Genomic DNA, 23,051 nt, shown 5'->3' on the forward strand with positions numbered 1-23,051 from the left:
TGCTGGGCATCCGCCACTGCCGAGGTGAGGGAGGCGTTGGCGAGTCACCGCAGTGCTGCTGCGAGTTCGGCGGCGTTGTCGAACGCGGGGGCCGCCCTTTCGGATTCGTCTTCCGTGAGCGTGACGGACTGGGCGCAGGCCAGCATCTCGGCCGCAGTCTTTGGATCGTGCAGCACCATCGCGAGTTCGGCGCGGTAGACGAGGACCTCTACCTGCTCGACCGGGTCGTCGTCGGCTTGCGGACGGGCCAACGCGCTGTCGAGGATCCGAACGGCCTGTCCCGCGCTTCCCCTGGAATCGGCCTGCACGACAGCATTCGCTAGGGCCTTGGCCAGCCGCCCGGCAGGCGTGGCGGCCGGCATGGGCGCGGTGGCGGCGTTCCGAAAGACGCGGATCCAGTTTCCGCCCGGATCGATGATGCTGAATCCACCCAACCCGCCGGCGTTCTTCCGCGCCCTGGGCCGGGTCATCCGCGGCGTTCCCGACACCAGTACCTTGCCGTACGCGGCGCGCATGCCGGCTGCGAATGCCCGGTGTAGTCCCTCGATGTCCGCGGTGAGTACGAGACAGGAGCCATAGGATTGCTCCGGGTCAAACCCGGGGATCTCGAAGAACTGCAGATGCAGGTCTTCCCGCTGCACGCCCACACACGCGTTGGGCTTGCGCTGCTTGTACGTGGTGCGGAAACCGAGAACTCCGTAGAAGGCTTCGATGTCGTCAATGGATGCGCACGGCAGCAGGGGAACGGTCCGCTCGTTGGTCATGCCTCCTTCCTAAGCGTCCCAGGGTGTCCGTCGCACATGGAAATAGCCGATCATCGCCTTCGGGCATCCGATCGGCTGATGACCCAGAACGCAACGCTGCCAAGCCGAGCCATCGGTGGCGCCTTCCTGCCTGCCATACGGCTCGCCAAGATCAGGCGCCGGATCTGCCGCTACCCGGGCGAGTCGAGCGAACTGCTACTGGTCTCCTCCGGCGCCTGCCCGTAGGACGCGGGCGAGCGCGGCTGATCCGCCGGCCAGGACCTCCGGTGCGTTGAGCCGAAGCCCGGTAGAGATCTGCTCCAGACGCTTTTGCAGGACGCCGCGCTTGGCGTTGCGGGGCAGTGGTCGCGTGGCCGCGGAAAGTTCCGGCAGCAGACGAGCGATGGGTAACCAGTCGGCACCGGCAACCTTGATCGCTACGGACAGCTCCCGGTCGTACCAGTCGGCGGTAACGATGATCGCCACGTCATCACTTCGCGCGAGGATGTGAGTCCCTCGACCGCCGCCGATCCGCAGTTGCTCGATCTGGAACCCGAACTCCTCCAGACTGCTGAACGCCGCCACGACCGCATTCAGCAGTCGCACCCCCTGGGGGTCGTCGCCTTGGCCCACGCCGCAACGGTATCGACGTACCTCAAGTCGACGCTTGCAACGAAGTACCAACGCGCGGATCTGCCGCCGATCGTGCGTGACTGCCAGGACGAACCGTCACTGTCCGCACGGCCTCCACGGCCGGGGTGGTGCACGGGCAGGTCCTGCCCGCCGTAGGAAGCCCTTGTGCGCCTCCATCGGGAGGGTGGCTGGTTACAACAAGCGGCTTTATGGAGTGTGGGTACGCGATTGTTCCACCAGTTACCCTTCCGATCATGATGGCGCGGCCAACGGCAGGGTGGCGGGAGTACGTGGCGGCTGAGGCCACCGAGACAGCGGCGGGCACGCTCGACCCGGATGACGCGAGCGCGGCAAGACTCTACCCCGCAGAAATGCTGGCCCAGACGGACGAGGTGTTGACGGGGTTCGAGGCGAACGTCGCCAGCTTGGTCAGTCATCGCTGGGAGCCGGCGACTGACGCGGAGATCTTGGAGGTGATCGAGCGGACCGTGAAGGCGCTTAACGTGGTCAACGCTCGGTACAACGGAGCAGCGTATGAAACCGACGAGCGGGATCGACTCTGCGAGTATATCGAGGGTGTGTTGGACAACGCCGGGATAGACCTGGACGCCTTCGCCGGACGCCATCGAATGACCCGCCACGAAATCACGGATGAGTGGCGGGACTGGTGACGTCTGGCTGAGAAACTTCGTCCGCCTGGCTCAGCAACGCGATCGCGGGTCGCAGTATGCATCTGCCGCAGTGCGCTCGCTACCGGACCAACACGTTCGAGTGACCGCGCGAAACGCCCGGCTGATCGCGGTGGCCGCGTTGGCGGGTCGCGGCCACGGCCTGAGCCCGCTCAGTGGTCGATGGCCTGTAACGCGGTCGCGATCGGCTCGAGCCCTGCGACCAGCTCGTCGAGCTCGTCCCCGGTGAGCACCTCGTACGCCGACGCCGCCAGCTCGTCGGTGAGGGCCTCGATCCGTTCCCTGGTCTCCCGGCCGGCGTCGGTGAACCCGCCGGCGGCGTCCACGAGGCCGCGACCGCGCAGCCCGTCGACGACGGCGGCCAGCTGTGCCTTGGGCAGGTGGTGGGTCCGGCCGAACTCCTCAGCCCGCATGCCGAGGGAGAGAGCGAGCAGGACGTGGGCCTCGGTGCCGCCGATGCCGTGGGCGAGCAGGGCGGCGTTGTGGCCGTCCCCGCGGTGCTCCCGCAGCAGCGTCGCCGCGTGCCAAAGCCGGGCAACCGGCTCCTCCGGCACGTCGAGCGCCCGGAGCCCGGCGTACAGCGCCCGGCCCTCGGTCGGCGCGCTGACCGAGGCCCGGGTGGCGAGGTCGGCGACCCGCACCAGACCGGGCGAGTCGGCGAGCTCCCCGATCATCTGCCGCAGCGCGGCGGCGCTGCTCCGCTCGCGCACGGCGATCGCCTCCTGAGGGGTGGTCTTCCCCCATACCCACGGGATGTGGCGCGCCACCTCACCGTCAGCGAAGTTGTAGAAGACCGCGTGCACCACCTCAGCCGGTGCCATCCCCAGCGGCGCGGCCCGGCCCGCGAAGTAGCCGTCCCAGTAGTCGCGCATACCCAGGGCCAGGAACGCCTGGTTCGGCACCTCGGAGAAGGTGACAGTGGCGATCGGCTCGACGAGCTCGAACATGCGGCGAACCTTGGCGTGCGAGTGCGGCATCCGTCATCATCTCCCGTGATCGCGACAGCGCCCTTACGGGCCGCCCCTCACCCTGGCTACGAACAATTCTGCCCGAATACGACACCTCCGGTCGACATCGATCCAGCCACGATCAGGCCTACTCTCGTAGCCGCGAGGCGTGTGCCGGCAGGGCGCGTTGCTCGCCGCTGGCGACTGACGTACGGGCAGAATTGACTACGAGTCTTGGACGAGGAAACACCCGTGCCGGCCGTCGGTGGAGATGAACGCGAACGCCACCGGTGAGGCACCGAGGTTGAGGTAGAACGGCTTCCCATCCGCCTCCAGGCGCAGTAGGGGCCGCCACGGCCCGCCCTCGGGCCAGTCGTCCCCGTTGAACAGCAGTGCCGTCCCGCCGATCTTGTCCTGATCCAGCGTCTGGAAGTAGCGGTCCCGATCGTGTGGGGGCAGCGCCATGTAGGCGTCGAACGGCAGGTGTTCAGGGTCCTCACCGCGGACCAGCTCGACAGTGCACTCCGCCGGCGACCCATCGCTGTCGTAAAGGGTTGGGCCGCTGGTCAGTGGGCTGGTGGGCCCGTCAAAGACGCCGCCGGGCTGGATGATGACGGCGTTCTCGCCGCCGTCGGGAAAGATGACGTCCGGGTCGAAGTCCTCCACGTCGCTGCCGTGGTCGCCGTGGGTGACGAACACGTAGGCCAGCCGCCCCGGACCGGCTCCGGCGAGCTCGGGCTCCAATGCGATCTGGCAGACAAACCGCATCGGGGTGTCCCAGCCTTCGCTGACCGGCCACTCGGGTCGGGTAAGCCAGACGGGCTGACCGCCGAACTTGGTGACCGGCTCAGTCACCGGCGCCTCGGCCCGGTGATAGTTCGCGATCCGCCATACCGCAGCCATGGCGGCGACCGTAGCAGACAGCCCCAGCACCCGGCCCACAGCCAATCGGGACAGCGCTGGTCGCGTGAGAGCGGGTCGACATCGAATGGTCGCCGGTAGATACAGCATCAAACCTGACCTGTTCCTGGATTCCTCGTCACCAACAACTCCGCCGACTACTGCGAGGAGACCTGTGTCCTCGCGCTCGAACTACGTGCCGAGGTCGAGAGAGTCGCCTGAGACCTGACCCGAGTAGCGGATCTCGAACAACCTCTCAAGCACGCCAGGCTCGCACCGAGGGACCGTGTGAACGCGCGCTTGATCAGGTGCTCGCTTATGCCGCGAGTCGCTCGCTACGCCGCGTTGGCGTACCAGGCTGGTCACACCACGGTGACCGGGTAACCGATCGCGACGACGTCCCTTCGCAGGTCGGCAACAGTGGCGTGCGGGTTCAGCGCCCGTACCACGGCGTCGCTGAGCGGCCGGTGTGCGACGACGTGCTCGACCACCGCACGGTCCACCTCCATCTCGTAGTAGTCGCCGGCTTGGCAAGTCGGGCGGGCGGGGAGTCAGGGTCGCTGCGCGGGTGACGGCCTCCGTACCTCGCAAGCATCGCCCCCGGCCTGCCCGAGTTACAGGGCGTGCCCGGTCGTCGCGTCGACGTGATCGGGCACGTTTCCGTGCCGGTCGCCCACGGTTACCGTCCCCGTCGGCTCCACCATGAGGATCGACGCGCCGCCCTCCGACGACGGCTTGTGCTCCGTTCCACGCGGCACCGTGCAGACGTCGCCCCGCCGCAGCACCACGGTACGGTCACGCAGAGAAATCGTCAGCTGCCCGTCGAGCACCAGGAAGAACTCGTCGGTGTGGTCATGCGTGTGCCAGACGTGCTCGCCGCGCACCTTGGCGACGCGGATGTCGTAGTCGTTCACCCGGGTCACGATGCGCGGGCTCCACAGCTCCGCGAAGGACGCCAGCGCCGCAGTCAGGGAGATCGGTTCAGTCACACCCCCATCGTGGGGGCTCTCCCGAGTACGACGTGAGTGCTAGGAATCGCACATGACGCAAGAATCCCTGCACCGCGTCGTGGCCCTGGTCGACGCCGGCTCCAACCCCTTCGAGCTCGGCTGCGCCACCGAGGTGTTCGGGCTGCACCGCCCCGAAGTCGGCGGCGACCGGTACGACTTCCGCCTCTGCTCCGCCACCCGCACCACCCGGATGCGTGACGGCTTCTTCAAGTTGACCGGTATCGCCCCGCTCGACGCGGTCGACGAGGCAGACACGGTCATCGTCCCGAACCGCCCCGACGTCGAGGTCCCGCGGCACCAAGCCGTCCTGGACGCGATCCGCCGGGCCCACGCCCGGGGCGCCCGGCTGATCGGCTTCTGCAGCGGGGCGTTCACGCTGGCCGAGGCCGGAGTGCTCAACGGGAGACGGGCCACCACCCACTGGCAGTGGGCCGCTCACTTCCGGTCGCGCTTCGCTCGCGTACACCTGCAGACCGATGTTCTTTTCGTCGACGACGGCGACATCCTCACGGCCGCGGGGAGCGCCGCGGCCCTCGATCTTGGCCCGCATGTGGTACGGCGCGACCACGGCGCCGAGATGGCCAACGCCGTCAGTCGCCGGCTCGTCTTCGGTCACCGCGACGGTGGCCAGCGACAGTTCGTCGAGCGCCCGATCCCGGACATGCCGGACGACTCGCTGGCGCCGCTGCTGGCCTGGGTCCGGGAGCACCTCGACCGCCCACTGACGGTCGCGGACCTGGCCGGCCACGTTGCGGTGAGCCCCGCGACGCTGCACCGGCGGTTCCGGGCCGAGCTGGGCACGACGCCGCTGGCCTGGCTGACCGGCGAGCGGGTCACCCTCGCCTGCCGCCTGCTCGAACGCGGCGAGTCCCGGCTGGAGGTGGTCGCTCGCCGCAGCGGCCTCGGCACAGCGGCGAACCTACGCACGCTCCTGCGTCGCGAGACAGGCTTGACCCCGACCGAGTACCGCCGCCGCTTCGGCCGCGGCTCCGATCGTCAACCGGACCGGGTCAAGTGATCCCGGCGGGGCGGACGAGGCCGCAGCAGCGCGATCAGGTTGTTTGCCGCGACCCGAACCGCCCGCCGCTGTGACCGAGTCCAATGGGTGGGCGAGGCTACGCGCGAAGTCAGCCATGGATAGGGTAGTCGCGAGGGCTATCGGCCATCCCACGCCAGACGAGACGACATTCGTCGATCAAAAGGGCTCCCATTCCTGCTGTTAGGGCAAATGCCTTCACTCAGCCGCGGCTGAATCTTGCTGGCCGTCAGCGTCAGTCGATGAGCAGTACCTTGGCGAGATCCCGCAGCATCGCCTCGTCGTTGTCGACACTTCCGAAGCGGCCACCCCGCCTGGGGCGGGCAAGCTCCGCGCGGATGTGCGGCAGTGCCGGTGCCGAGGCCGAGCCCATCCGCTTCAGGCAGGCCGCGACATGATTGCCCGTCGCCGAGTTCTCCTCCCAGGCTTGAAGCAGGGTACTCAGCACGGCTGGGGCTTCCGGCTCGCCGCCGATGTCCCAGATCGCTGCGGCGGCGTACACGCGGTTCCACCCGTAGTTGTCCACCACCAGTTCGCGCAGGCGGGGAAGCGCGGCTGCGGCAGGCGGACCGATCTGGCCGAGTACCTCGGCCGCGTCCCGGAGCGCGAAGGTGTCGAGTAGCGCAAGAGCGAGCGGCAGGACCTCGTCGCGGTCACCGCCGACTGCCCAGAGGGTGCTGACAGCCTCTGACCTGGTCCACGTATCGTCGACGGCGACCATTGGCCTAATCGCGGCGAGCGCGGGTGCGGCTGCCGGACCGAACGCCCGCAGGGCTGTCAGAGCGGCTTTCACCACGTCCCAGTTTCGCCGCTCGGCGGCGGCGGTGAGTGTCTCGGTGATCGTCGGCAGTGCGCTGAGGTCGCCGAGCTTGGCAAGAGCGGACAGGATGCCACTTGGGTTGGACGGCCACTCCTTGGACAGGTCAACGTTGCTCAGCCGATCACGCAGGCGCGGTACCAACTGTTCCGCGGCCTGCGGTAGCGCTCCGGCCACCTGAACGGCGAGCCACGCGTCAACGTCGCTGTCCAACGCCATCAGCAGGCTGGGGAGTGCCCGTACGTCCCCGAGCTGAGCCAAAGCCATGGCCGTCTTCTGGTGCACTCGGCGCAGATGCCGTCGCGTTGTGGCCCACCCGTCCGGGCCATGGTCGGTGAGTAGGGCGGCCATGGTTTCGCGGGCTGGCTCTGCGAGTGGGTGATGCTTCGCCAGCAGCGTTGCCGCTTCGGCAGCGACTTCCAGGTTGCCTCCGCCGAGTTGAGCGGCGATCAGCCGGATCAGGGCACTGTGGTCCCCACGCCAGGTACCGACAAGATCGTCTGCCATACGGATCGCGTCCAGGCGGACGCCGGCGTTTGGACTGGTTAGTTGCTCGACCAGTAGGTCGGTGCGCTGCGAGACCCGTGCGTTCAGCAGTGTGTGCAGCGCTTGCAACAGTTCTGTGGTCAGACTGTGCCGCTGGTTGACGCGGTCCAGATCCTCGAACGCGGCGGCGACGAACGGCGGCACGTCTGCGGCTGGTGGCGCGACTGGCGGCGGTTCTGGCCACGGCTGCTCTGGCGGTGCGGTGTCGGCGATCTCGCGTAGCAGCCGTATTACGGCTGGTACAAGAGCGTCGCTGATCGCATCCGGCGCACACCGGGCCTGGTGGACCATCGCGGCGAGCCGGAACTCGGGTTCGCCGGTCGGGTCCGCAGCCAGGCCGGCGAGCCACGCTCTCGCGGCCGGCATGATCACCGGCAGCCGTTGGGCCAACGTCACCGTTGTCTGCGTCACCAGGAGGCGCTCAAGCAGGCAGAATTCCGCCGCCGACCGGTCTTTGAGCAGTTCGAAGGCCCGGCTGGCGTCGTCGAGGAGCAAGCCGAGGCCGGGAATGGCAGCTTGGCGCACCCGGCAGGTGGCATCCCCGGCAAGGTCAACGATCGCCTCTGCGTGTGCCCGTAGGAACGCCGCAGCGCCGGCGAAGTCCGCGTCGACGTAGTCGACCTCGCATCGCTCGACCGCTATTTCGCTGATGCTGACCAGCAGTCCGACGATCGTGTCACGGTCTGGTGTGGCCGGGTCACGGGCGAGCTCGAGCAGGAACGGCAGGCTTGCCGTGGTACTCGGGTAGACGTCGCCTTGGTGGTGAACCTTGCCGTAAAAGTCGCTGAGTGCCAGGCTCCGTTCCTTGGCATCCGGAGAGCGCAGTGCTTCCAGAAGCGCCGGGACGTCTTCGGCTGAACCGTAGGCATGATGCATCGAGGCCCAGTCGACATCGTGGATTCCGCTGAACATGTGCGGCACTGTGCACGGACGCACCGACATTTTCGGTGAGTCGGCCACCGCCGGAGCTGCCCAGCGGCGGTAGCGTCGCCGAGGGCTGCCTCCGTCAACCGGCTCTGCCGCCGCCAGCCCGCCAGGTGTACCCAGCAGATGGAGGGATCAGCCGTTTGAACGTGGGCCGTCGTCAGTGGTTTCCCGCGCTCCGGAGTGGGCTGAGCTGGCCCGACTACTGGTGGTCGGCCACGGAGGCCGGCACGCCGGTTACGGAGGCTCCCGCCATCCGGGTGGGGACGCATCGATCATCGCCGTGGGCTGGACCAGTAGCGTCCCGGACCGTTCGGTGTCGATCGATGCCCTGGTGGGTTTCAGGCAGGTGGCGTACCTGGGCACCCAATTGGAGCCGCCGTGCCGTCGGACCGTCGCCCCAGTTGCATCACCGCACCTTTGGTGCGGAAGAATGCCCCCATGACCGAGGACCAGGAGTCCCCCCCAAGCTCCAAACTGGACACCACGGTCCCGCACTCGGCGCGGATCTGGAACTATTGGCTCGGCGGCAAGGATCACTTCGCGGTCGACCGGGCCGCCGGCGATGAGGTGATCAAACACATCCCGGACATCCCCATCGGGGCCAAGTCCGAGCGCGCGTTCCTCAAGCGGGTGGTCAGGTTTCTCGTCGAGAATGCCGGCATCCGTCAGTTCCTCGACGTCGGCACCGGCCTTCCCTCGGCGGACAACACCCACCAGGTCGCGCAGTCTCTCGACCCGCGCTGCCGGGTGGTCTACATCGACAACGACCCGCTCGTCATGGTGCATGCCCGTGCACTCCTGACCAGCGCGCCGGGAGGCATCTGCGACTACGTCGAAGCCGATCTGCGGCAGCCGGACACGATACTCGCGTCCGCGCGGCAGACGCTCGACTTCTCGCAGCCGATCGGGCTCATGCTCCTCGGCGTCGTCAACCACCTCATGGACGACGACGAGGCGCACGGCTCCGTCGCGCAGCTGGTGCAGGCGATGCCCACCGGTAGCTACCTGGTGCTCACCCACTCCACCGCGGAGATCCACGGCGAGCCGATGCTGCGTGTGATGCGGGAAACCACCGAGCGCGGCGGCACGCCGATCCGCGCCAGGACGAAGACGGAGCTCGAACGCTTCTTCGACGGGTTGGACCTGCTGGAGCCCGGCGTCGTCACGTGCTCGCGCTGGCGCCCCGACCCGGAGTCCGACGAGCCGGAGGTCTACCTGTTCGGCGGTGTCGGCCGCATCGGCTGAGCTGAGCTTTTCGACGCCGGTCACGCCACGAGGGCAGACTATTTGCGGGCACGGGGTGACCGCTGTTTCCCAGATGCCCAGCGAGCAGTCCGCTCCGGTGCTGCCCGGACTCACCGAAGCGCTGTGCTCGTCCTCGCCGGTTTCCCGGACTCCTCGACGTTGGTGTTGAACGACCCGGCGCCGCACTGCCCGTACAAGTTGACGCTCTACTCGAGGGTGTGCCGGTACGGTGTCAACACCTCGCGCCTGCTGTGAGCTGGGCTTCGTGATCGGCGGCGCACTGATCCGGGCCGGCGAGGGCGTCATCACGCTCGGCAACGCCGCGAACCGCGACCCCACCGCGTTCACCGACGGCCACACCTTCGACATCAGACGCGGCGCCCGCCACCACATCGCGTTCGGCTTCGGGCCGCACCAGTGCCTTGGCCAGAACCTCGAACCGACGCGCCTCGGGCACCTGCTGACGATGGCGGACCTCCACCGGCAGTGTCGCGCCGCCGGCCGCGAGGCAGAGGCAGAGGCGACGGACGGGGCAGTCCGCCAGCCTCCGGAGAACCGTGCCAGAACCGGTCGCACGTCCTGTGAGCTGGGCAATCTGGGTTCGGGCTGGGGATCTGCCGTATGGTCGTGCGGCTGCTGTACCTGGGGATGATCCGCCTGTTCGACGGTCCGGGACCGCTGATCCGCGGCGATAGGGCGTTGCTGGTCGAGGTCCTCGCGTTGAGGCATGAGGTAGCGGTGCCCCGCCGGCAGGCCCGGTCCTCACGTACCGTATCGGGCCTCGTTACGTAGCGTCCATGACCGCACCGCAGGACGCCGTGCGCACCGCGGCGCCTCGCCTCCGACGGCGTCCCACCCGAACCCGCGAGCCACGACCCCAGGTCAGCAAGAGCCTCACCCCAGCCATCGGTGAGCGTGCCTTCGAGACATTGGATTATACCAATTATGTGCTCTAAATCATGAAGCGTCTCTTATAAAGTATCCTGTATGCAGACTGCATGACGTTGCTGCTGGTCAGCTGCCATGGTGGCCTCGCCACCGCGCTCGTTGACACCGCTCGAATGATCGTTGGCGATGCAGGTGATGCGGTACCGGTCGCCTTCACGCCTGGCATGGGCCCCGACGACCTCACCGAAGCCATCGAAGCTGCACTGCGGTCGGAGGCTGCCGACGAGCCCGTTCCGCTGATCCTCACTGACCTGGCCGGCGGCACCCCCGCCCGGGTTGCGGCCACTATCGCCGCAGCCGGGCGCGCCGAGGTCGTCACCGGCGTCAACCTGCCGATGCTCGTCGAGGTGCTTCTCGCCGACCCGGCGCAACCCGCTTCACAGTTGGCCGCTGTCGCCGTACGAGCCGGTCAGGACGGCGTACGGGACCTCGGCCAAACCCTCCGTGATCAGGGAGTTCTCCCATGAGCCTGCTTCAGGCACTGTTAGTGGCCCTCGTTGTCGGCCTCGCCTATCTCGCCCGGCGCATCGGCGGCGATCCGCAGCTGGAGCGCCCCATCATCCTCGGCCCGATCATCGGCTTGATCCTCGGCGACCTGCACAGCGGCATCGTCGTCGGCGGCACGCTGGAACTGATCTTCATCGGTGCCGCGGCGATTGGCGGAACCGTGCCGCCGAACGTCGCGATCGCCACCGCCGTCGGCACCCAATTCGCCATCGTGAGCGGTCAGGGTGTCCAGGGCGCGCTGGTGGCCGCGGTACCCGCCGCCGTGGTGGGCACCCTCTTCGAGTTGTTCGCCAAGGGCAGCTGCTCGTTCCTGGTCCACCACGCGGATGCGGCTGCGGAGAAGGGATCGGCACGCCGCATCATGACGACCGTCTGGGTTGGCAACGCCATTCATTTCCTCGCCTACGCGATACCGACGTTCATCGCCCTGTACTTCGGCTCCGGCGCGATCAGCTCGATCAGCCACGCGCTGGGTGGCGACACCGGCAAGGGACTCAACGCGGCGGCGGCGCTCCTCCCCGCGGTCGGCTTCGGCATCCTGCTCTCGGTGCTCTACACCAAGAAACTGTTCCCGATCTTCCTGGTCGGTTTCGCCCTGGCCGCGTACACCGACTTCACCGTGATCGGCGTGGCCCTGCTCGCGCTGGCCCTGCTACTCGTGATCCAGCCGCGCACCCCGTCGACCCCACAGACGTCCTGACCGAAAGGCCTCCACGATGCCGACAACAACGGAGCGGGCGAGCGAGCCTACTGCCCAGTCCGATGCCAAAGAAATCCGCCAGCTCGTCCGACGGTCGCTGCTTCTGCAGGGCGCGTTCAACTACGAGCGGTTCCAGAACCTGGGCCTGTGGTGGGTCCTCCGCCCGATGCTCGACCGGCTTTACCCCGACCGCACCGAGCGGACCGCCGCCTACAAGCGGCACCTTGTCTACTTCAACACCCACCCGTGGACCGTGGGACCGGTCCTCGGCGTGGTGGCCGGCATGGAGCGCAAGCGCGCCGCGGGCGCCGAAGAACTCACCGACGAGACCATCAACTCGGTGAAGGTCGGGATGATGGCGCCGCTGGCCGGGATCGGCGACTCGATGGTCTTCGGCACCATTCGGCCGATCATGGGTGGTGTCTGCGCGGCGCTCGCGGTCAACGGCAACATCGCCGGACCGATCATCTTCTTCCTGGGTCTGCTCGTCATACAGTTCGCATTCCGCATCTACGGCACATCGCTGGGCTACCGGCACGGCACCCGGTTCTTCGAACACCTGGACCCGGCCCAGATCGAGCGGCTCAAGTCCAGCGCGACCATACTCGGCCTGGCCGTGACCGGAGCCCTGGTCGCCACGCTGTTGAAGGTCTCCACCCCGCTGAGCTATCACAACGGCGAGGCGACCCTGAAGCTGCAGGAGTCGCTGGACCAGGTGCTGCCGTTCGCGCTGCCGCTGGCGGCGACCCTGGTCGTCTTCATGCTGATGCGCCGCCGCGTCTCTCCCATCATCGTGCTGCTCGGAGCCGCCGTCGTCGGCTTCGTCGGCGGCTACTTCGGAGTGCTGGCGTGACCGCCGAGGCACCGCGGGCCGCGGACTACCTGACCCGCCTCGCCGAGGTGATCTCGTCGCGTCAGACGCAATGCGCGAAGCAGATCCAGGCGGCGGCGCGGGCGATCGGCGAGTGCGTCGCCGCCGACGGCATCATCCACCTGTTCGGCTCCGGACACTCCCGGCTCGTCGCCATCGACACCGCGGTACGCGCGGCGACCATGACGAACTCCGAGGCGATCTGTCCCGACGAGTGGGTCTGCGAGGTGGAGCGCGTCGAAGGCATCGGCGAGATCGTGCTGAAGCGCTCGGACATCCGCGCCGGCGAGGTCCTCGTCGTCATCTCCAACTCCGGCCTCAACCCGCTGCCGATCGACGTGGCGCTGGGCGGCAAGGCCCGGGGCGCCACGGTGATCGGGCTCGGCTCGGCGGCACACTCGCTGGCCGGTGAAAGCACGCACAGCAGCGGTCAGCGGCTGATGGAGGTCGTCGACATCTTCCTCGACACCGGGGTGCCCGCCGGTGACGCCCTGTTCCATCCGGCCGACACCCCGCCGGTCGGGCCGGCCTCCACGGTCGCGGCCTCGGCGTTGATGCACGCCACGCTCGTCGAGGCGACGCGGTGGCTGGTGGAGCACGGCCACCAACCACCGATCCGGCGCAGCCGCAACCTGCCCGGTGGCGACGAGCACAACGCCGCTGTCGCCGCCCGTTACCTGGATCGGTTGCCGGAGCTGCGGTGGATGTGACCACCTCGCCGGGGGCTCGCGCCGGGGCGGGTAGCGCGGTCGTGGCGCTGCCGCCGACCGTGCCGATGGCGGGGTACGGGACGCGCACCGAACCCAGTTCCGGAGTGCTGCGCCCGCTGGAGGTCAACGCCCTGGCGCTCGGGTACGCCGACCACCTGGTGCTGCTGCTGGCCGTGGACGCGGTGGGCGTCGACCGCGGCTTCGTCGCGGCGATCCGCGAATCCGTGGCGGATCGCGGCTTCGGCGCCGACCAGGTCCTCGTCGCCGCCTCGCACACCCACTCCGGGCCGGCCGGGTTGCGTACCGGAGGCGCCGAGGGGGCGGCGGCGGTCGACCCGGTGGTACGCGGCGCCTACCTCGACGCCACCCGGGCCGCGGTCGACGCGGCACTCGCCTCGGTCGGGCCCGCGGAGGTGTCGGTCCGCACCGGCCAGGTACCGGGCGTCGCCGCCCACCGGCACGACCCGACCCGGCCGGTGGACCAGAGCGCCACCCTGCTTCTGATCGCCGACCGGCGGGGAAACCCGCTCGCGTACCTGTGGAATTTCGCCTGCCATCCCACGGTGCTCGGCGCACGGAACACGCTGATCTCCCCGGACCTTCCCGGCGACGTCCGGGCCGCGCTGCGTGCGGACACCGACCTGCCGGTGTTGTACGTCAACGGCACGGCCGGTGACGTGAGCACCCGGTTCACCCGACAGGCCCAGACCCCGCAGGAGCTCCGCCGGCTCGCTGGCCTGGTCACCGAGGCATGGCACGGGCCGTGGCGCCCGGTGCGGGTGGCACCGACGAGAACATGCCGGGAGGTGGTCGAGTTGCCGGCCGCGTCCGACGATCCGTCCGCGGTGCGGCGGCGGCTGACCGCTGCCGAGGCACGGCTGGCGGACGAGGCCGACACGCCCCGGCGGCGAGTGCTGGAGACCGAGGTGCAGGGGCTGCGGCGGCGGCTCGACCGGGTGCGCTCCGGCGAGCCGACGCAACCGGTGATCGCGGAGGCGCACACCATCGTGCTGGGCGACCTCGCGTTGGCCGCCCTACCAGGCGAGCCGGTCACCGCGGTCGGCCGCACCGTACGGGCGGCCAGCCGATATCCGGTGACCCTGCCGATCGGGTACGCCGGCGACTACATCGGCTACCTGACCACCGCGGACATGACGACCGGATACGAGGCCGAGGTCGCGATCGCGGCGCCCGGAGCCGCCGAACTGGTCGCGGCCGCGCTCGCCCGGCAGCTGCGCACCTTGGAGGAAGCATGATTGACGACGGGCGTACCGAAGCGCCCGACCGGCTGGCGCTGACCGGCGGCCGCGTGTTGTGGCCGGACGGCCGCCTGGCCCGGGGCGAGCTGATCGTGCGCGGCGGACGGATCGAGGCGCTCCTGCCGGCCGGCGCCGCCCTCGATGGCGCGCAGATCATGGACGTCACCGGATGCGTCGTCGCCCCCGGGTTCATCGACACACACGTCCACGGCGGGCGGGGCGCCAACTTCATGTCCGCCGATCCCACCTGCCTCAGTCGGATCTCCGAATACCTGGCGGCCGGCGGGGTCACGTCCTGCCTGGCCGGAACCGCGACCCTCGACCCGCAGACGACCGCTGCCGCAATCGCCGGCCTTGCCGCGCTGACCGGCCCGATCGGCGGTGACGGCGTCGAGCTGCTCGGCATCCATCTGGAGGGCCCGTTCCTCAGCGAGTCCTTCCGCGGCGTGCACCGCCGCGAGCACCTGCGGGCGCCGATGACCGCCGAACTCGAACGACTGCTCGACCTCGCCGCCGGCGCCCTCCGGGTGGTGACCCTCGCCCCGGAACTCGCCGGCGGCATGGCCGCGGTACGGCGCCTCGCCAATGCCGGCGTCCGTGTGGCGCTCGGCCACTCCGCCGCCACCGACCGGGAGGCGACCGAAGCCGTCGACGCGGGCGTACGCCGCGTGACGCACCTGTTCAACGCGCTACCGCCGATCCACCACCGGGAACCGGGACCGATTCCGGTACTGCTCACCGACGAGCGGGTCAGCTGCGAGCTGGTCGCCGACGGACTGCATGTCGCACCCCGGATGCTCAGGTTCGCCGTCGATGTGGCCGGCCCCGACCGCGTCATGCTGGTCAGCGACGGCACCGATGTGGCCGGGCTGCCCGACGGGCGGCACCGCCGCTTCGAAGGTACCGAGGTGGTCGTCGAGAACGGGCGGGCCAACACGCTCTCCGGCGGGCTCGCCGGCAGCGTGCTCCGCCTCGCCGACATGGTGCGACTGATGGTGGATGTCGCCGGGGTGGATCCGGCCGACGCACTGCGGATGGCCGCGCAGACCCCAGCCCGCTCGCTCGGCCTGACCGATCGCGGCACCCTCTCCCCCGGCGCGCACGCCGACATCGTCGTGCTGCGTGCCGATCTGACCCTGCGACACACGATCGCGCGGGGCACCCCGCTATTCAGCAATGAGGAGGCAACAACATGACTGTGCAACTGATCCGGGTGGACGACCGGCTCATCCACGGCCAGGTGGTCGTTGGCTGGACCCGGTCGCTTGGTGTCGACCACATCGTTGTCGCTGACGACAAGGTGGGCGCCGACCCGTTGCAGTCAAGCCTGATGCGGATGGCAGCGCCGACCGGTGTAGGAGTCACCATCATGCCGGTCGAGGCGGCAGCGGCGGCCCTCACCGGCGGTGAGTTCGACCGGGCGAAGGTACTCGTCATCGTCCGCGGGCCGATCGAGCTGTCCCGCCTGCGCAGCGCCGGCCTGCCCTTCGACACGGTGAACGTGGGCAATGTGCACACCGGTCCCGGGCGAACCAAGCTCACCAAGGAGGTCTATGCCAGTCCCGAGGAGCTGGTCGTGTGGCAGGAGTTGGCGCAGGCCGGGGTGAGCCTGATCGCACAGTGGCTGCCCGACCAGAGCCGTACCGACCTCGGCGCCCTCGTGCTGCGCGGATGAGCGACGGTAGCGCCGCCTGGCGCCCGGTGAGCCGGCCCGGACCGCTGCGTGAAACGGTGCGCGAGACGCTGGAAGACATGATCGTGCACGGCGTGCTCGGTGCGGGCGAACGCCTGCGGGAGGAGACCATGGCCGAACGGCTGCAGGTCAGCCGTCAACCGATCCGGGAAGCCCTGCAGCACCTCGCGCAAGACGGCTTCGTCGACCTGCGCCAGGGTCGCGGCGCCTACGTGCACGTGCCGACCCGTCAGGAGATCGACGACGTGTTCCAGGTTCGTACGGTCCTGGAGGCGCAGGCCGCCCGGCTCGCCGCCCAGCGGATCACCGAACCGACCCTGCGCGAGCTGAACGAGATGTACGAGCGCGGTGCCGCCGCTGCCGGTGGCGTCGACACCCGCGTTCTGGTCGACCTCAACCACTCGTTCCACGCCCTGATCATCCGAAGCGCCGGGAACGCGGTGCTCACCGACGTACTGGCCGGGCTGCAGAAGCGGATCGACTGGTACTTCGCCGTGGTCGCCGTGAAGCGCGCACCCTCCAGCTGGGAACAGCACGAGGAGATCCTCAAGGCGCTGACCGATCGGGATGAGCGGCGCGCCGCCGAGCTGATGACCGACCACGTCAGTCAGACCGGGTCCGCCTTCGCCGAACGCTTCGTACCCATGGCGTGACCCGGCCGGACGATGACCGTGCTCGCGGTGGTCGCTGTGCGGGCAGCCACGCCGCGCGCGCCCGCGTTGGCGGAGGCGCCGGCGTGGCCTGGCCGCTGACGACCGACAGACAACTGATCACGAACAGAGGGAAGGCATACCGATGTCAGAACGCAACGTCACGATCGGCTCGCCGGTCGGGCTGCACGCCCGCCCGGCCGCGGCCTTTGTCAAGGCGGTCGCGGCCGCCGGGATCCCGGTGACCGTCGCGCGGGTCGGCGGCACTCCGGTCGACGCCCGCAGCATCCTGGCCGTGCTCTCGCTCAACGTCGGGCAGGGCGACCAGGTGGTGCTTGCCGCCGAGGGACCAACCGCCGACAGCGTGCTCGACGACCTCGCGACGCTGCTGGAGCAGGAATGAGCGAGTCCCCGACCGTCGAACGGGCCCGCCCCGAAACTGAGCTCTCCGGTGTCGGGATCGGCCTCGTCGCCGAAGTCGGTGTGGTCGCCCGCATGGCCGACCCGCCGCCACCGCCGTCCGCGGCGGCCAGTCAGGAACCGGCCGACGTGGAACGGAAACGGGCCCGGCAGGCGCTCGCCGCGGTGGCCGCCGATCTGCGCGACCGGGCTGCCCAGGCCGGCGGCGATGCGGCGGACGTGCTGGAGGCGCAGGCGCTGATGGCCGAGGACTTCAGCCTCGCCGCGGCCGTGGAGGAGGGCGTGAAGGCCGGCCGAACCGCCGCCCGGGCGATCTACGAGGCCTTCGCCGGCTACCGGGAGGCGCTTGCTGGCGCGGGAGAGTACCTCGCCGCCCGTGTCGCCGACCTCGACGACATACGCAACCGGGCGATCGCGGCCAGCCTGGGCCTGCCGCCGCCCGGGGTGCCTGAACTGCCCCACCCGTACGTGCTCGTCGCCACCGACCTGGCGCCAGCGGACACCGCCACGCTCGACCTGTCAAAGGTCGTCGCGCTGGTGACGGTGGAGGGCGGACCAACCAGCCACACCGCGATCCTCGCTCGTTCGCGCGGGATTCCGGCGATGGTCGGCTGTGCCGGTGCGGCCCGGCTGCGCGACGGCGACGAGGTTCTGGTCGATCCTGCCCACCACGTCGTCGTCCTGAACCCCGAGCCGGCCAGGGTCGGCGCGGCCCGTGCCGCCGCGGCCGCCGTGGTCGGGTCGGCCGGCGCCGTAGGGGCAGGCGCCACCGCCGATGGGAAAGCGGTGGCCCTGTTGGCGAACATCGGTGGTCCCGACGATGTCGCCGGGGCACTCGCTGCCGGCGCCGAGGGAGTCGGATTGCTGCGCACCGAGTTTCTCTACCTCGACGCGGAGCACGCGCCCTCCGTCGAGGAGCAGGAGGGGATCTACCGCAGGATCTTCACCGAGCTGGGCGACCGGCGGGTGGTGGTACGGGTGCTGGACGCCGGCGCCGACAAGCCGCTGGCCTTCCTTCCGGTGGGGAAGGAGCCCAACCCGGCTCTCGGTCTGCGCGGCATCCGAGCGCTTCGGGCGCACCCCGACATCCTGCGCGACCAGCTCGCCGCGATCGCTCGTGCCCAGTCCGGCACGTCCACCACGGTATGGGTGATGGCGCCCATGGTCGGCGAACCGGCCGAAGCGGAGTGGTTCGTCGCTCAGGCCCGGCGGGCCGGGCTGGCGACGGCCGGCGTGATGATCGAGGTGCCATCCGCGGCGCTGCTCACCGAGGAGATCCTGGTCTCGGCGGCCTTCGTCAGCCTCGGCACCAATGACCTGGCCCAGTACGCGCTGGCAGCCGATCGGCAACTCGGCACGCTCGCCCACCTGCTGGACCCGTGGCACCCTGCGGTGCTGCGTCTGATCGGCATCAGTGCCGGTGCCGCCGCAAGCGCCGGCAAACCGATCGGCGTGTGCGGTGAGTCTGCCGCCGATCCGCTGCTGGCCTGCGTGCTGGTCGGGCTGGGCGTGGGCTCACTGTCGATGGCCCCGACCGCGCTCGGCGCGGTACGCGCCACGCTGGGCCGGTACACCTACGACGAGTGCGTCCGGATGGCCGGCCTCGCGCGTAGCGCCGGCTCGGCGGCGCAGGCCCGCGCGGTGGTCCGGGAAGCCGCCGACGAGCTGTGAACCTGAGGACAGAAAAGATCCGCAGTGGAAAATCTTGACCATAGGACGATCACCAACGGGGGCGCCGCGGCTGCCGTACCTCTGCGTCGGCAACGCGGTCCCGAAGCCCAGCGAGACGACCGGACACACCACCGGCCCGGGGAGGCCCGACAGGTCGGCGATCTGCGCGCAGCCCACGTACGAATGGATCCAGGCGATCCCCGAACCGAGGCAGCGGATCGCCGACGCCGGAACATCTACGTCGTCATCCTGGCGATCTTCAGCGGCGCCATCGACGCGTTCGGCTTCCTCGGGCTCGGTGGTTCGTTCACCAGCGTGATGACCGGCAACATGGTGTTGCTGGGAGCGGCGGCGGCCGGCTGGGAGACCGCACTCGCGGGCCACGTGCTGACGGCGATTCTCGGATACGTCGCGGGCACGTTCGTCGGCGCGCGGATCGCCGGCGAGCACGTTGCGACCGACCCGGTGTGGCCCCCCAGGGTGACCGCCGCACTCGCCGTGGAGTTCGGACTGTTCCTCGCGACCGGAATCGTCTGGCTTGTCACTGGAGCCGCCCCGACGGCAGCAGTCCAGCTGGCACTCCTGGCCGCCAGCGCAGCCGGTCTCGGCATCCAGAGCGCCGCGATCGGTCGGTTCGGGGTCGCCGGCCTGTCGACGACCTACCTGACCGGCACACTGACAACACTCATCACCGGACTGGCAGCCAGACGACCGATCGGAGCGTTGCGCCGACCGGCCTTCATCCTGCTGGGGCTCGTGGCCGGAGCAGCCGTCGGCGCACTGCTCCTCACCCACGTCCGGCTCCTCGCCCCGCTCGTCCCCTCCGTTCTGCTCGCGACCGTCGTACTTGGGGCCTTCTTCAATACGCGCGACCGCAGCGGAGCCCGTGCCGCGTCGCCCCGAGAGGCAAGCGAGCTGTGAACCCTGTCTGCTGGTTCTACAAGTGCCGCCCGAACGGATCACCGATCACGCCGCGCTGGCATGTGCACCGTGTGCGTATCAGGTGACGGATGCTCAGTGATGGCTGGGCCGCGGGTCAGTCGATGCCTTCGATGATGCGGAAGTCGCGCTCGACGCCGTCGGGGAGGGCCACCAGCGCCTTCTGGTACGCCTCGCTCTCGTATGCCGCGACGGCCTGTTCAAAGCTGTCGAACTCGATCAGAACGACGCGTTGCGTGATTCCGGCCTCGTGGGCGACGACTCGACCGCCACGGGACAGGGTGCGCCCGCCCCCAGCGCCCGGATGCGCCGATTGGAGGCGGAACTCGGTACGGCCCTGCTGGTCCGCAACACGCGTAGCGTCGTATTGACCACGGCCGGTGCGGCTTTGGCGGAGTCCGCGCCGCCCGCGCTGGCGGCGCTGGACCGGGCATGGGACACCGCCCGGAGCGCGGCGGCCGGTGAACTGGGCACGCTGCGCATCGGATACAGCCTCAGCACCGGGGCCGAGACGGCACCGGCCCTGGTGGACAGGCTGATTCGCGGCAACAGCGGACTCGAGGTCGGCGCGGTCCCGATGGCGACACCGCAGATCTCCCCCACGGTCGCCGACGGCCGCATCGATGCCGGGATCACCCGCGGTGAACAGCCGGGCCGTGGCGTGCGCCGGTTCCTGCTGCGGCGTGCGCGCATCGGGGTCCAGATGGCGCAGCACCATCCGCTGGCCGAACACCCGGAGATCGAGATCGCCGACGCGGCCGCGTATCCGCTGCGACTCCCGGACCGTGCGGCCAACCCCGTGATCCACGATCAGCTGTCCGCGCTGTTCCGAGACACCCGAACACACCCCCGATTCCGCACGCCCGCAGTCTCTTTCGACATGTCTCAGCGCGACCTGCGCGACGGGGTCACCCTCGCCCCGGCCGGAGAAGCCGCGGCCACGGCACAACCGGCCGGTTTCACCTGGCGACCACTGCGAGGCGCGCCCAGCCTGACGATCCACCTGGTCCTCCCACGCGAGCAGTCGCCACTACACCGCCGCATCCGTGCGGTCGCCAAAGCCCTGGCGCACGAGATGCACTGGCTGCCGGACTGACGCGCAAGAGGTCAAGCGAGACGGACGCCTGCGGTGGCGAGGCCGAAGACCCTGCGCCCGGCGGACTTCGCGGTGATGACGACGACGGTGGTCTTGCCGAATGTCCGACACGACCTCGCTACGCCGGTGGATCAGCATCCGATGATGGCCCTGGGTCCGGTCCGAGTCGTACACCGCTCGTCGTGATCGACAACCTGGCGGATGGTGTCGAGCGGCGGGAGCTGGCGCAGCATCAGCAACCCGCCGACGGCGCCTACTATCTCTGCTTCGGCTGGTCACGAGCCCGATTCAAACAATCAGGACGTCTGCGTTATTTTCCCCACAGACCGGATCTATTGACACAGTGCCATCTATTGATCACTGTAGTCGCATGAAACCACGGCTGTTCCTCATCGCCGCACTCGCTGCTGTCGCCGCCACCCTCACGGTGCCCTCAGCCGCCCACGCCAGCCCCGACGACAGCAACCGCGCGAGCGTCGCCGGAATCTCCGCGCAGGCCATCCAGGTCGGGCCCGACGACAACAACAACGCGAGCGTTTCCGGAATCTCCTCACAGGCCGCCGGATCCTGTCCCTACACCGCCCTGTGCCTCTACACCGAGGGCGAATTCCGGGGACGCATGTTCGTGATCTACGCCTGCGGCAACTACGCGCTCTTCAACTGGAACGGCTGGGGGTCCGTCTACAACAACCAGACTCCGAGCACGTGGGCCTATCTGCTGGACCAGAATGGCAATGAAGCCCACGCCTTCGTCGAAGGGGCCGGCGCCAGCTGGGTGGAATTCGATCCGTACTGGTACGCCAAGCCCTGCTAAGAGCGTGTTTGAGAAGTGGGTCATGATTGGTCGGGCCAGTGCCAGCGTTGTTGGCGGGCTGCTGGTCCGCCTCTGAGGATTCGGCTGGTGATGGTGTTGATGCGGCCCAGCGGATGATGGCTTCGGAGGTGGCGGGGTCACGTTCGTAGTCGCGGGCGAGTTTGCCGGCAAATCCGGCGTCGGCGTAGACGTACCGGACCGGCGCGGTCAGGTACAGGCTCAGCAGGGTGGTTTTGGCGCCGTCGCGGTCCTGGACGCTGGCGGCGAGCACGACCACGACGATGAGGAGGCCGAGGGTGTCGGTGACGATGAAGCGTTTCCGTCCGTTGATCTTCTTGCCGGCGTCGTAGCCGCGGCTGTCGCGGCCGACGGTGTCGGCGCCCTTGACGCTTTGGGGGTCGATGATGCCTGCGCTGGGTTCAGGGTTGCGGCCTTGCTGGACGCGCACCTGAACCCGCAGCGCGGCGAGCATCGTCTCGGTGGCCCTGGCTTCCTCCCACTGCTTGAAGTGCCAGTACACCCTCTGCCACGGCGGGAAGTCGGATGGCAGGTACCGCCAGGCACCACAGGTACGCACGACGTACAAAATGCCATCCACAACAGACCCTCGCGGGTGCCTTTCCGGCCGCCCACCGCGTTTCGGTTGTGGCAACAACGGTGCGACCAGCGCCCATTGCTCATCGGTCAGGTCCGAAGGATACCGCCGCTGTCGAGACATTCGGACACCTTGACCGCATCGACGCCGGCAGTCACGCGGACGCACCGGGCAAGGCCCGAGCGCTTCTCAAGCAAGTTTTACGGCTTCCGTCTCCGGCACCAGGGTGGTGTTGGCGATGAGTTTGTGCAGCACTCTCAGCGCCGCAACGTAGTCCGCGTCGTCGATACCTCGATGGATCAGCGACCGGATCTCGGGAGCGGACTGCTTCATCTGTAGGCGAGCTGCCTCGCCGGCGTCGGTGATTCGTAGGCAGCCGTCGTGATCTGCGTGGATCCATCCGCGGCCAAGGAGCACCTCGGCTTCGCTCGCGAGGTCGTCGTCGTGGCGGATGTACTCCGTCATGGCTTGCTGAAGCTGGGGAATTGTCCTTGCTGCGCCGTCATCAGGTGCGAGGTCGTGAGGGGATAGGTGGCGCAGGATCCAGAACTGCGGCTGCGTGAAGCCGCGCTTGGCCTGCTCGTCACGGGTGAACCGGATGATGGACTCGTACGCCAGCCGCGTCCAGTACGCGGCCACCTGGTTGGCGTCGGCCTGCATCGGGAGGGCCATCACTGCTCCTTCG

Annotated in this window: 26 protein-coding genes and 3 pseudogenes; 19 read left to right on the plus strand and 10 right to left on the minus strand. The window is 69.0% G+C overall.

The annotated features are described in order from the left end of the window. Nucleotides 1–44: 44 nt before the first annotated feature. On the minus strand, nt 45–764 hold the full coding sequence (locus V1633_RS30640; protein WP_331217788.1) for a VOC family protein: 720 nt from the start codon (nt 762–764) through the stop codon (nt 45–47). A 78-nt stretch (nt 765–842) separates the two neighbouring features. Between V1633_RS30640 and V1633_RS30645 the strand changes: the two genes are divergently transcribed. Beyond that, the gene (locus tag V1633_RS30645; RefSeq protein WP_331217789.1) at nt 843–989 is read left to right on the plus strand and encodes a hypothetical protein; all 147 of its coding nucleotides are present in this window, start codon (nt 843–845) and stop codon (nt 987–989) included. Here V1633_RS30645 and V1633_RS30650 read toward each other — a convergent pair. Then, nucleotides 960–1,376 carry a hypothetical protein gene (locus V1633_RS30650; RefSeq protein ID WP_331217790.1) on the minus strand — a complete coding sequence of 139 codons (417 nt, stop codon included), beginning with the start codon at nt 1,374–1,376 and terminating at the stop codon, nt 960–962. The genes V1633_RS30645 and V1633_RS30650 overlap by 30 nt on opposite strands. A gap of 254 nt (nt 1,377–1,630) precedes the next feature. Between V1633_RS30650 and V1633_RS30655 the strand changes: the two genes are divergently transcribed. After that, nucleotides 1,631–2,047, plus strand: a complete 417-nt coding sequence (locus tag V1633_RS30655; RefSeq protein ID WP_331217791.1) for a hypothetical protein — start codon at nt 1,631–1,633, stop codon at nt 2,045–2,047. A 170-nt stretch (nt 2,048–2,217) separates the two neighbouring features. Here V1633_RS30655 and V1633_RS30660 read toward each other — a convergent pair whose 3' ends face one another. From V1633_RS30660 to V1633_RS30675, 4 genes are all read right to left on the minus strand, one after another. Further along, nucleotides 2,218–3,012, minus strand: a complete 795-nt coding sequence (locus V1633_RS30660; RefSeq protein ID WP_331217792.1) for a MarR family winged helix-turn-helix transcriptional regulator — start codon at nt 3,010–3,012, stop codon at nt 2,218–2,220. A 225-nt stretch (nt 3,013–3,237) separates the two neighbouring features. Beyond that, on the minus strand, nt 3,238–3,954 hold the full coding sequence (locus tag V1633_RS30665; protein WP_331217793.1) for a hypothetical protein: 717 nt from the start codon (nt 3,952–3,954) through the stop codon (nt 3,238–3,240). A 320-nt stretch (nt 3,955–4,274) separates the two neighbouring features. Continuing rightward, entirely contained in the window at nt 4,275–4,421 is a 147-nt protein-coding gene (locus V1633_RS30670; protein ID WP_331217794.1) for a hypothetical protein, read from the minus strand. Between the two features lie 105 nt (nt 4,422–4,526). Further along, complete coding sequence (locus V1633_RS30675; RefSeq protein WP_331217795.1) at nt 4,527–4,901, minus strand: cupin domain-containing protein; 375 nt, start codon at nt 4,899–4,901, stop codon at nt 4,527–4,529. A 52-nt stretch (nt 4,902–4,953) separates the two neighbouring features. Between V1633_RS30675 and V1633_RS30680 the strand changes: the two genes are divergently transcribed. Next, nucleotides 4,954–5,940 (plus strand): GlxA family transcriptional regulator, encoded by a 987-nt coding sequence (locus tag V1633_RS30680; protein WP_331217796.1) that lies wholly within the window; start codon nt 4,954–4,956, stop codon nt 5,938–5,940. A 253-nt stretch (nt 5,941–6,193) separates the two neighbouring features. Here the strand turns inward: V1633_RS30680 and V1633_RS30685 are convergent, their stop codons facing one another. After that, on the minus strand, nt 6,194–8,233 hold the full coding sequence (locus V1633_RS30685) for a hypothetical protein (protein WP_331217797.1): 2,040 nt from the start codon (nt 8,231–8,233) through the stop codon (nt 6,194–6,196). A gap of 453 nt (nt 8,234–8,686) precedes the next feature. Here V1633_RS30685 and V1633_RS30690 point away from each other — a divergent pair, with 453 nt between their 5' ends. The 13 genes and pseudogenes from V1633_RS30690 (at nt 8,687) to V1633_RS30750 (ending at nt 19,843) form a co-directional block, all read left to right on the plus strand. Then, on the plus strand, nt 8,687–9,493 hold the full coding sequence (locus tag V1633_RS30690) for an SAM-dependent methyltransferase (RefSeq protein ID WP_331217798.1): 807 nt from the start codon (nt 8,687–8,689) through the stop codon (nt 9,491–9,493). Between the two features lie 229 nt (nt 9,494–9,722). Beyond that, nucleotides 9,723–9,929 (plus strand): annotated as a pseudogene (locus tag V1633_RS30695) (cytochrome P450); the annotation flags it as partial. Nucleotides 9,930–10,491: 562 nt separating this feature from the next. Continuing rightward, on the plus strand, nt 10,492–10,908 hold the full coding sequence (locus tag V1633_RS30700; protein WP_331217799.1) for a PTS sugar transporter subunit IIA: 417 nt from the start codon (nt 10,492–10,494) through the stop codon (nt 10,906–10,908). Next, entirely contained in the window at nt 10,905–11,648 is a 744-nt protein-coding gene (locus tag V1633_RS30705; RefSeq protein ID WP_331217800.1) for a PTS sugar transporter subunit IIC, read from the plus strand. The genes V1633_RS30700 and V1633_RS30705 overlap by 4 nt, the downstream gene beginning before the upstream one ends. Nucleotides 11,649–11,664: 16 nt before the next feature. Beyond that, a complete protein-coding gene (locus V1633_RS30710) occupies nt 11,665–12,501 on the plus strand; it encodes a PTS system mannose/fructose/sorbose family transporter subunit IID (RefSeq protein WP_331217801.1) in 837 nt (278 codons plus the stop codon). Further along, nucleotides 12,498–13,229: a sugar isomerase domain-containing protein gene (locus V1633_RS30715; RefSeq protein ID WP_331217802.1), complete on the plus strand. Its 732-nt coding sequence runs from the start codon at nt 12,498–12,500 to the stop codon at nt 13,227–13,229. The genes V1633_RS30710 and V1633_RS30715 overlap by 4 nt, the downstream gene beginning before the upstream one ends. After that, entirely contained in the window at nt 13,220–14,485 is a 1,266-nt protein-coding gene (locus tag V1633_RS30720; protein WP_331217803.1) for a neutral/alkaline non-lysosomal ceramidase N-terminal domain-containing protein, read from the plus strand. Before V1633_RS30715 ends, V1633_RS30720 begins: the two co-directional genes overlap by 10 nt. Further along, complete coding sequence (gene nagA / locus V1633_RS30725; RefSeq protein WP_331217804.1) at nt 14,482–15,684, plus strand: N-acetylglucosamine-6-phosphate deacetylase; 1,203 nt, start codon at nt 14,482–14,484, stop codon at nt 15,682–15,684. The genes V1633_RS30720 and nagA overlap by 4 nt, the downstream gene beginning before the upstream one ends. Then, complete coding sequence (locus V1633_RS30730) at nt 15,681–16,163, plus strand: PTS system mannose/fructose/N-acetylgalactosamine-transporter subunit IIB (protein ID WP_331217805.1); 483 nt, start codon at nt 15,681–15,683, stop codon at nt 16,161–16,163. The genes nagA and V1633_RS30730 overlap by 4 nt, the downstream gene beginning before the upstream one ends. Continuing rightward, a complete protein-coding gene (locus tag V1633_RS30735; RefSeq protein ID WP_331217806.1) occupies nt 16,160–16,834 on the plus strand; it encodes a GntR family transcriptional regulator in 675 nt (224 codons plus the stop codon). Before V1633_RS30730 ends, V1633_RS30735 begins: the two co-directional genes overlap by 4 nt. A 142-nt stretch (nt 16,835–16,976) precedes the next feature. Next, a complete protein-coding gene (locus V1633_RS30740) occupies nt 16,977–17,234 on the plus strand; it encodes an HPr family phosphocarrier protein (RefSeq protein WP_331217807.1) in 258 nt (85 codons plus the stop codon). Continuing rightward, nucleotides 17,231–18,922 carry a phosphoenolpyruvate--protein phosphotransferase gene (gene ptsP, locus V1633_RS30745; protein ID WP_331217808.1) on the plus strand — a complete coding sequence of 564 codons (1,692 nt, stop codon included), beginning with the start codon at nt 17,231–17,233 and terminating at the stop codon, nt 18,920–18,922. The genes V1633_RS30740 and ptsP overlap by 4 nt, the downstream gene beginning before the upstream one ends. A 24-nt stretch (nt 18,923–18,946) precedes the next feature. Continuing rightward, nucleotides 18,947–19,843 carry a YoaK family protein gene (locus tag V1633_RS30750; RefSeq protein ID WP_331217809.1) on the plus strand — a complete coding sequence of 299 codons (897 nt, stop codon included), beginning with the start codon at nt 18,947–18,949 and terminating at the stop codon, nt 19,841–19,843. 115 nt (nt 19,844–19,958) lie between these two features. Here V1633_RS30750 and V1633_RS30755 read toward each other — a convergent pair. Then, nucleotides 19,959–20,153 (minus strand): annotated as a pseudogene (locus tag V1633_RS30755) (DUF1330 domain-containing protein); the annotation flags it as partial. A gap of 21 nt (nt 20,154–20,174) precedes the next feature. Here V1633_RS30755 and V1633_RS30760 point away from each other — a divergent pair. From V1633_RS30760 to V1633_RS30770, 3 genes and pseudogenes are all read left to right on the plus strand, one after another. Next, nucleotides 20,175–20,957 (plus strand): LysR family transcriptional regulator, encoded by a 783-nt coding sequence (locus V1633_RS30760; protein ID WP_331217810.1) that lies wholly within the window; start codon nt 20,175–20,177, stop codon nt 20,955–20,957. 182 nt (nt 20,958–21,139) lie between these two features. After that, nucleotides 21,140–21,331, plus strand: a complete 192-nt coding sequence (locus tag V1633_RS30765; protein ID WP_331217811.1) for a hypothetical protein — start codon at nt 21,140–21,142, stop codon at nt 21,329–21,331. Continuing rightward, a pseudogene (locus tag V1633_RS30770) lies at nt 21,328–21,696 on the plus strand (peptidase inhibitor family I36 protein); the annotation flags it as partial. The gene V1633_RS30765 and the pseudogene V1633_RS30770, both read left to right, overlap by 4 nt. On the opposite strand, the gene V1633_RS37085 reads toward V1633_RS30770, so the two are convergent. Continuing rightward, complete coding sequence (locus tag V1633_RS37085) at nt 21,614–22,489, minus strand: IS5 family transposase (RefSeq protein ID WP_456238651.1); 876 nt, start codon at nt 22,487–22,489, stop codon at nt 21,614–21,616. The pseudogene V1633_RS30770 and the gene V1633_RS37085 sit on opposite strands and share 83 nt — an antisense overlap. 66 nt (nt 22,490–22,555) lie before the next feature. Further along, nucleotides 22,556–23,038, minus strand: coding sequence for a MarR family transcriptional regulator (locus tag V1633_RS30775; RefSeq protein ID WP_331217813.1), 483 nt, complete (start codon nt 23,036–23,038; stop codon nt 22,556–22,558). Between the last annotated feature and the right edge of the window lie 13 nt (nt 23,039–23,051).

This window comes from Plantactinospora sonchi, assembly GCF_036422035.1.
GTDB lineage: Bacteria > Actinomycetota > Actinomycetes > Mycobacteriales > Micromonosporaceae > Plantactinospora > Plantactinospora sonchi.

Excerpts from the sequence above, each read along its gene's own strand:
- V1633_RS30640 (WP_331217788.1), bottom strand. The coding sequence starts at position 764 with ATGACCAACGAGCGGACCGTTCCCCTGCTGCCGTGCGCATCCATTGAC.
- V1633_RS30645 (WP_331217789.1), top strand. The coding sequence starts at position 843 with ATGACCCAGAACGCAACGCTGCCAAGCCGAGCCATCGGTGGCGCCTTC.
- V1633_RS30655 (WP_331217791.1), top strand. The coding sequence starts at position 1,631 with ATGATGGCGCGGCCAACGGCAGGGTGGCGGGAGTACGTGGCGGCTGAG.
- V1633_RS30660 (WP_331217792.1), bottom strand. The coding sequence starts at position 3,012 with ATGTTCGAGCTCGTCGAGCCGATCGCCACTGTCACCTTCTCCGAGGTG.
- V1633_RS30670 (WP_331217794.1), bottom strand. The coding sequence starts at position 4,421 with ATGGAGGTGGACCGTGCGGTGGTCGAGCACGTCGTCGCACACCGGCCG.
- V1633_RS30680 (WP_331217796.1), top strand. The coding sequence starts at position 4,954 with ATGACGCAAGAATCCCTGCACCGCGTCGTGGCCCTGGTCGACGCCGGC.
- V1633_RS30685 (WP_331217797.1), bottom strand. The coding sequence starts at position 8,233 with ATGTTCAGCGGAATCCACGATGTCGACTGGGCCTCGATGCATCATGCC.
- V1633_RS30690 (WP_331217798.1), top strand. The coding sequence starts at position 8,687 with ATGACCGAGGACCAGGAGTCCCCCCCAAGCTCCAAACTGGACACCACG.
- V1633_RS30700 (WP_331217799.1), top strand. The coding sequence starts at position 10,492 with ATGACGTTGCTGCTGGTCAGCTGCCATGGTGGCCTCGCCACCGCGCTC.
- V1633_RS30705 (WP_331217800.1), top strand. The coding sequence starts at position 10,905 with ATGAGCCTGCTTCAGGCACTGTTAGTGGCCCTCGTTGTCGGCCTCGCC.
- V1633_RS30710 (WP_331217801.1), top strand. The coding sequence starts at position 11,665 with ATGCCGACAACAACGGAGCGGGCGAGCGAGCCTACTGCCCAGTCCGAT.
- nagA (WP_331217804.1), top strand. The coding sequence starts at position 14,482 with ATGATTGACGACGGGCGTACCGAAGCGCCCGACCGGCTGGCGCTGACC.
- V1633_RS30730 (WP_331217805.1), top strand. The coding sequence starts at position 15,681 with ATGACTGTGCAACTGATCCGGGTGGACGACCGGCTCATCCACGGCCAG.
- V1633_RS30735 (WP_331217806.1), top strand. The coding sequence starts at position 16,160 with ATGAGCGACGGTAGCGCCGCCTGGCGCCCGGTGAGCCGGCCCGGACCG.
- V1633_RS30740 (WP_331217807.1), top strand. The coding sequence starts at position 16,977 with ATGTCAGAACGCAACGTCACGATCGGCTCGCCGGTCGGGCTGCACGCC.
- ptsP (WP_331217808.1), top strand. The coding sequence starts at position 17,231 with ATGAGCGAGTCCCCGACCGTCGAACGGGCCCGCCCCGAAACTGAGCTC.
- V1633_RS37085 (WP_456238651.1), bottom strand. The coding sequence starts at position 22,489 with ATGTCTCGACAGCGGCGGTATCCTTCGGACCTGACCGATGAGCAATGG.
- V1633_RS30775 (WP_331217813.1), bottom strand. The coding sequence starts at position 23,038 with ATGGCCCTCCCGATGCAGGCCGACGCCAACCAGGTGGCCGCGTACTGG.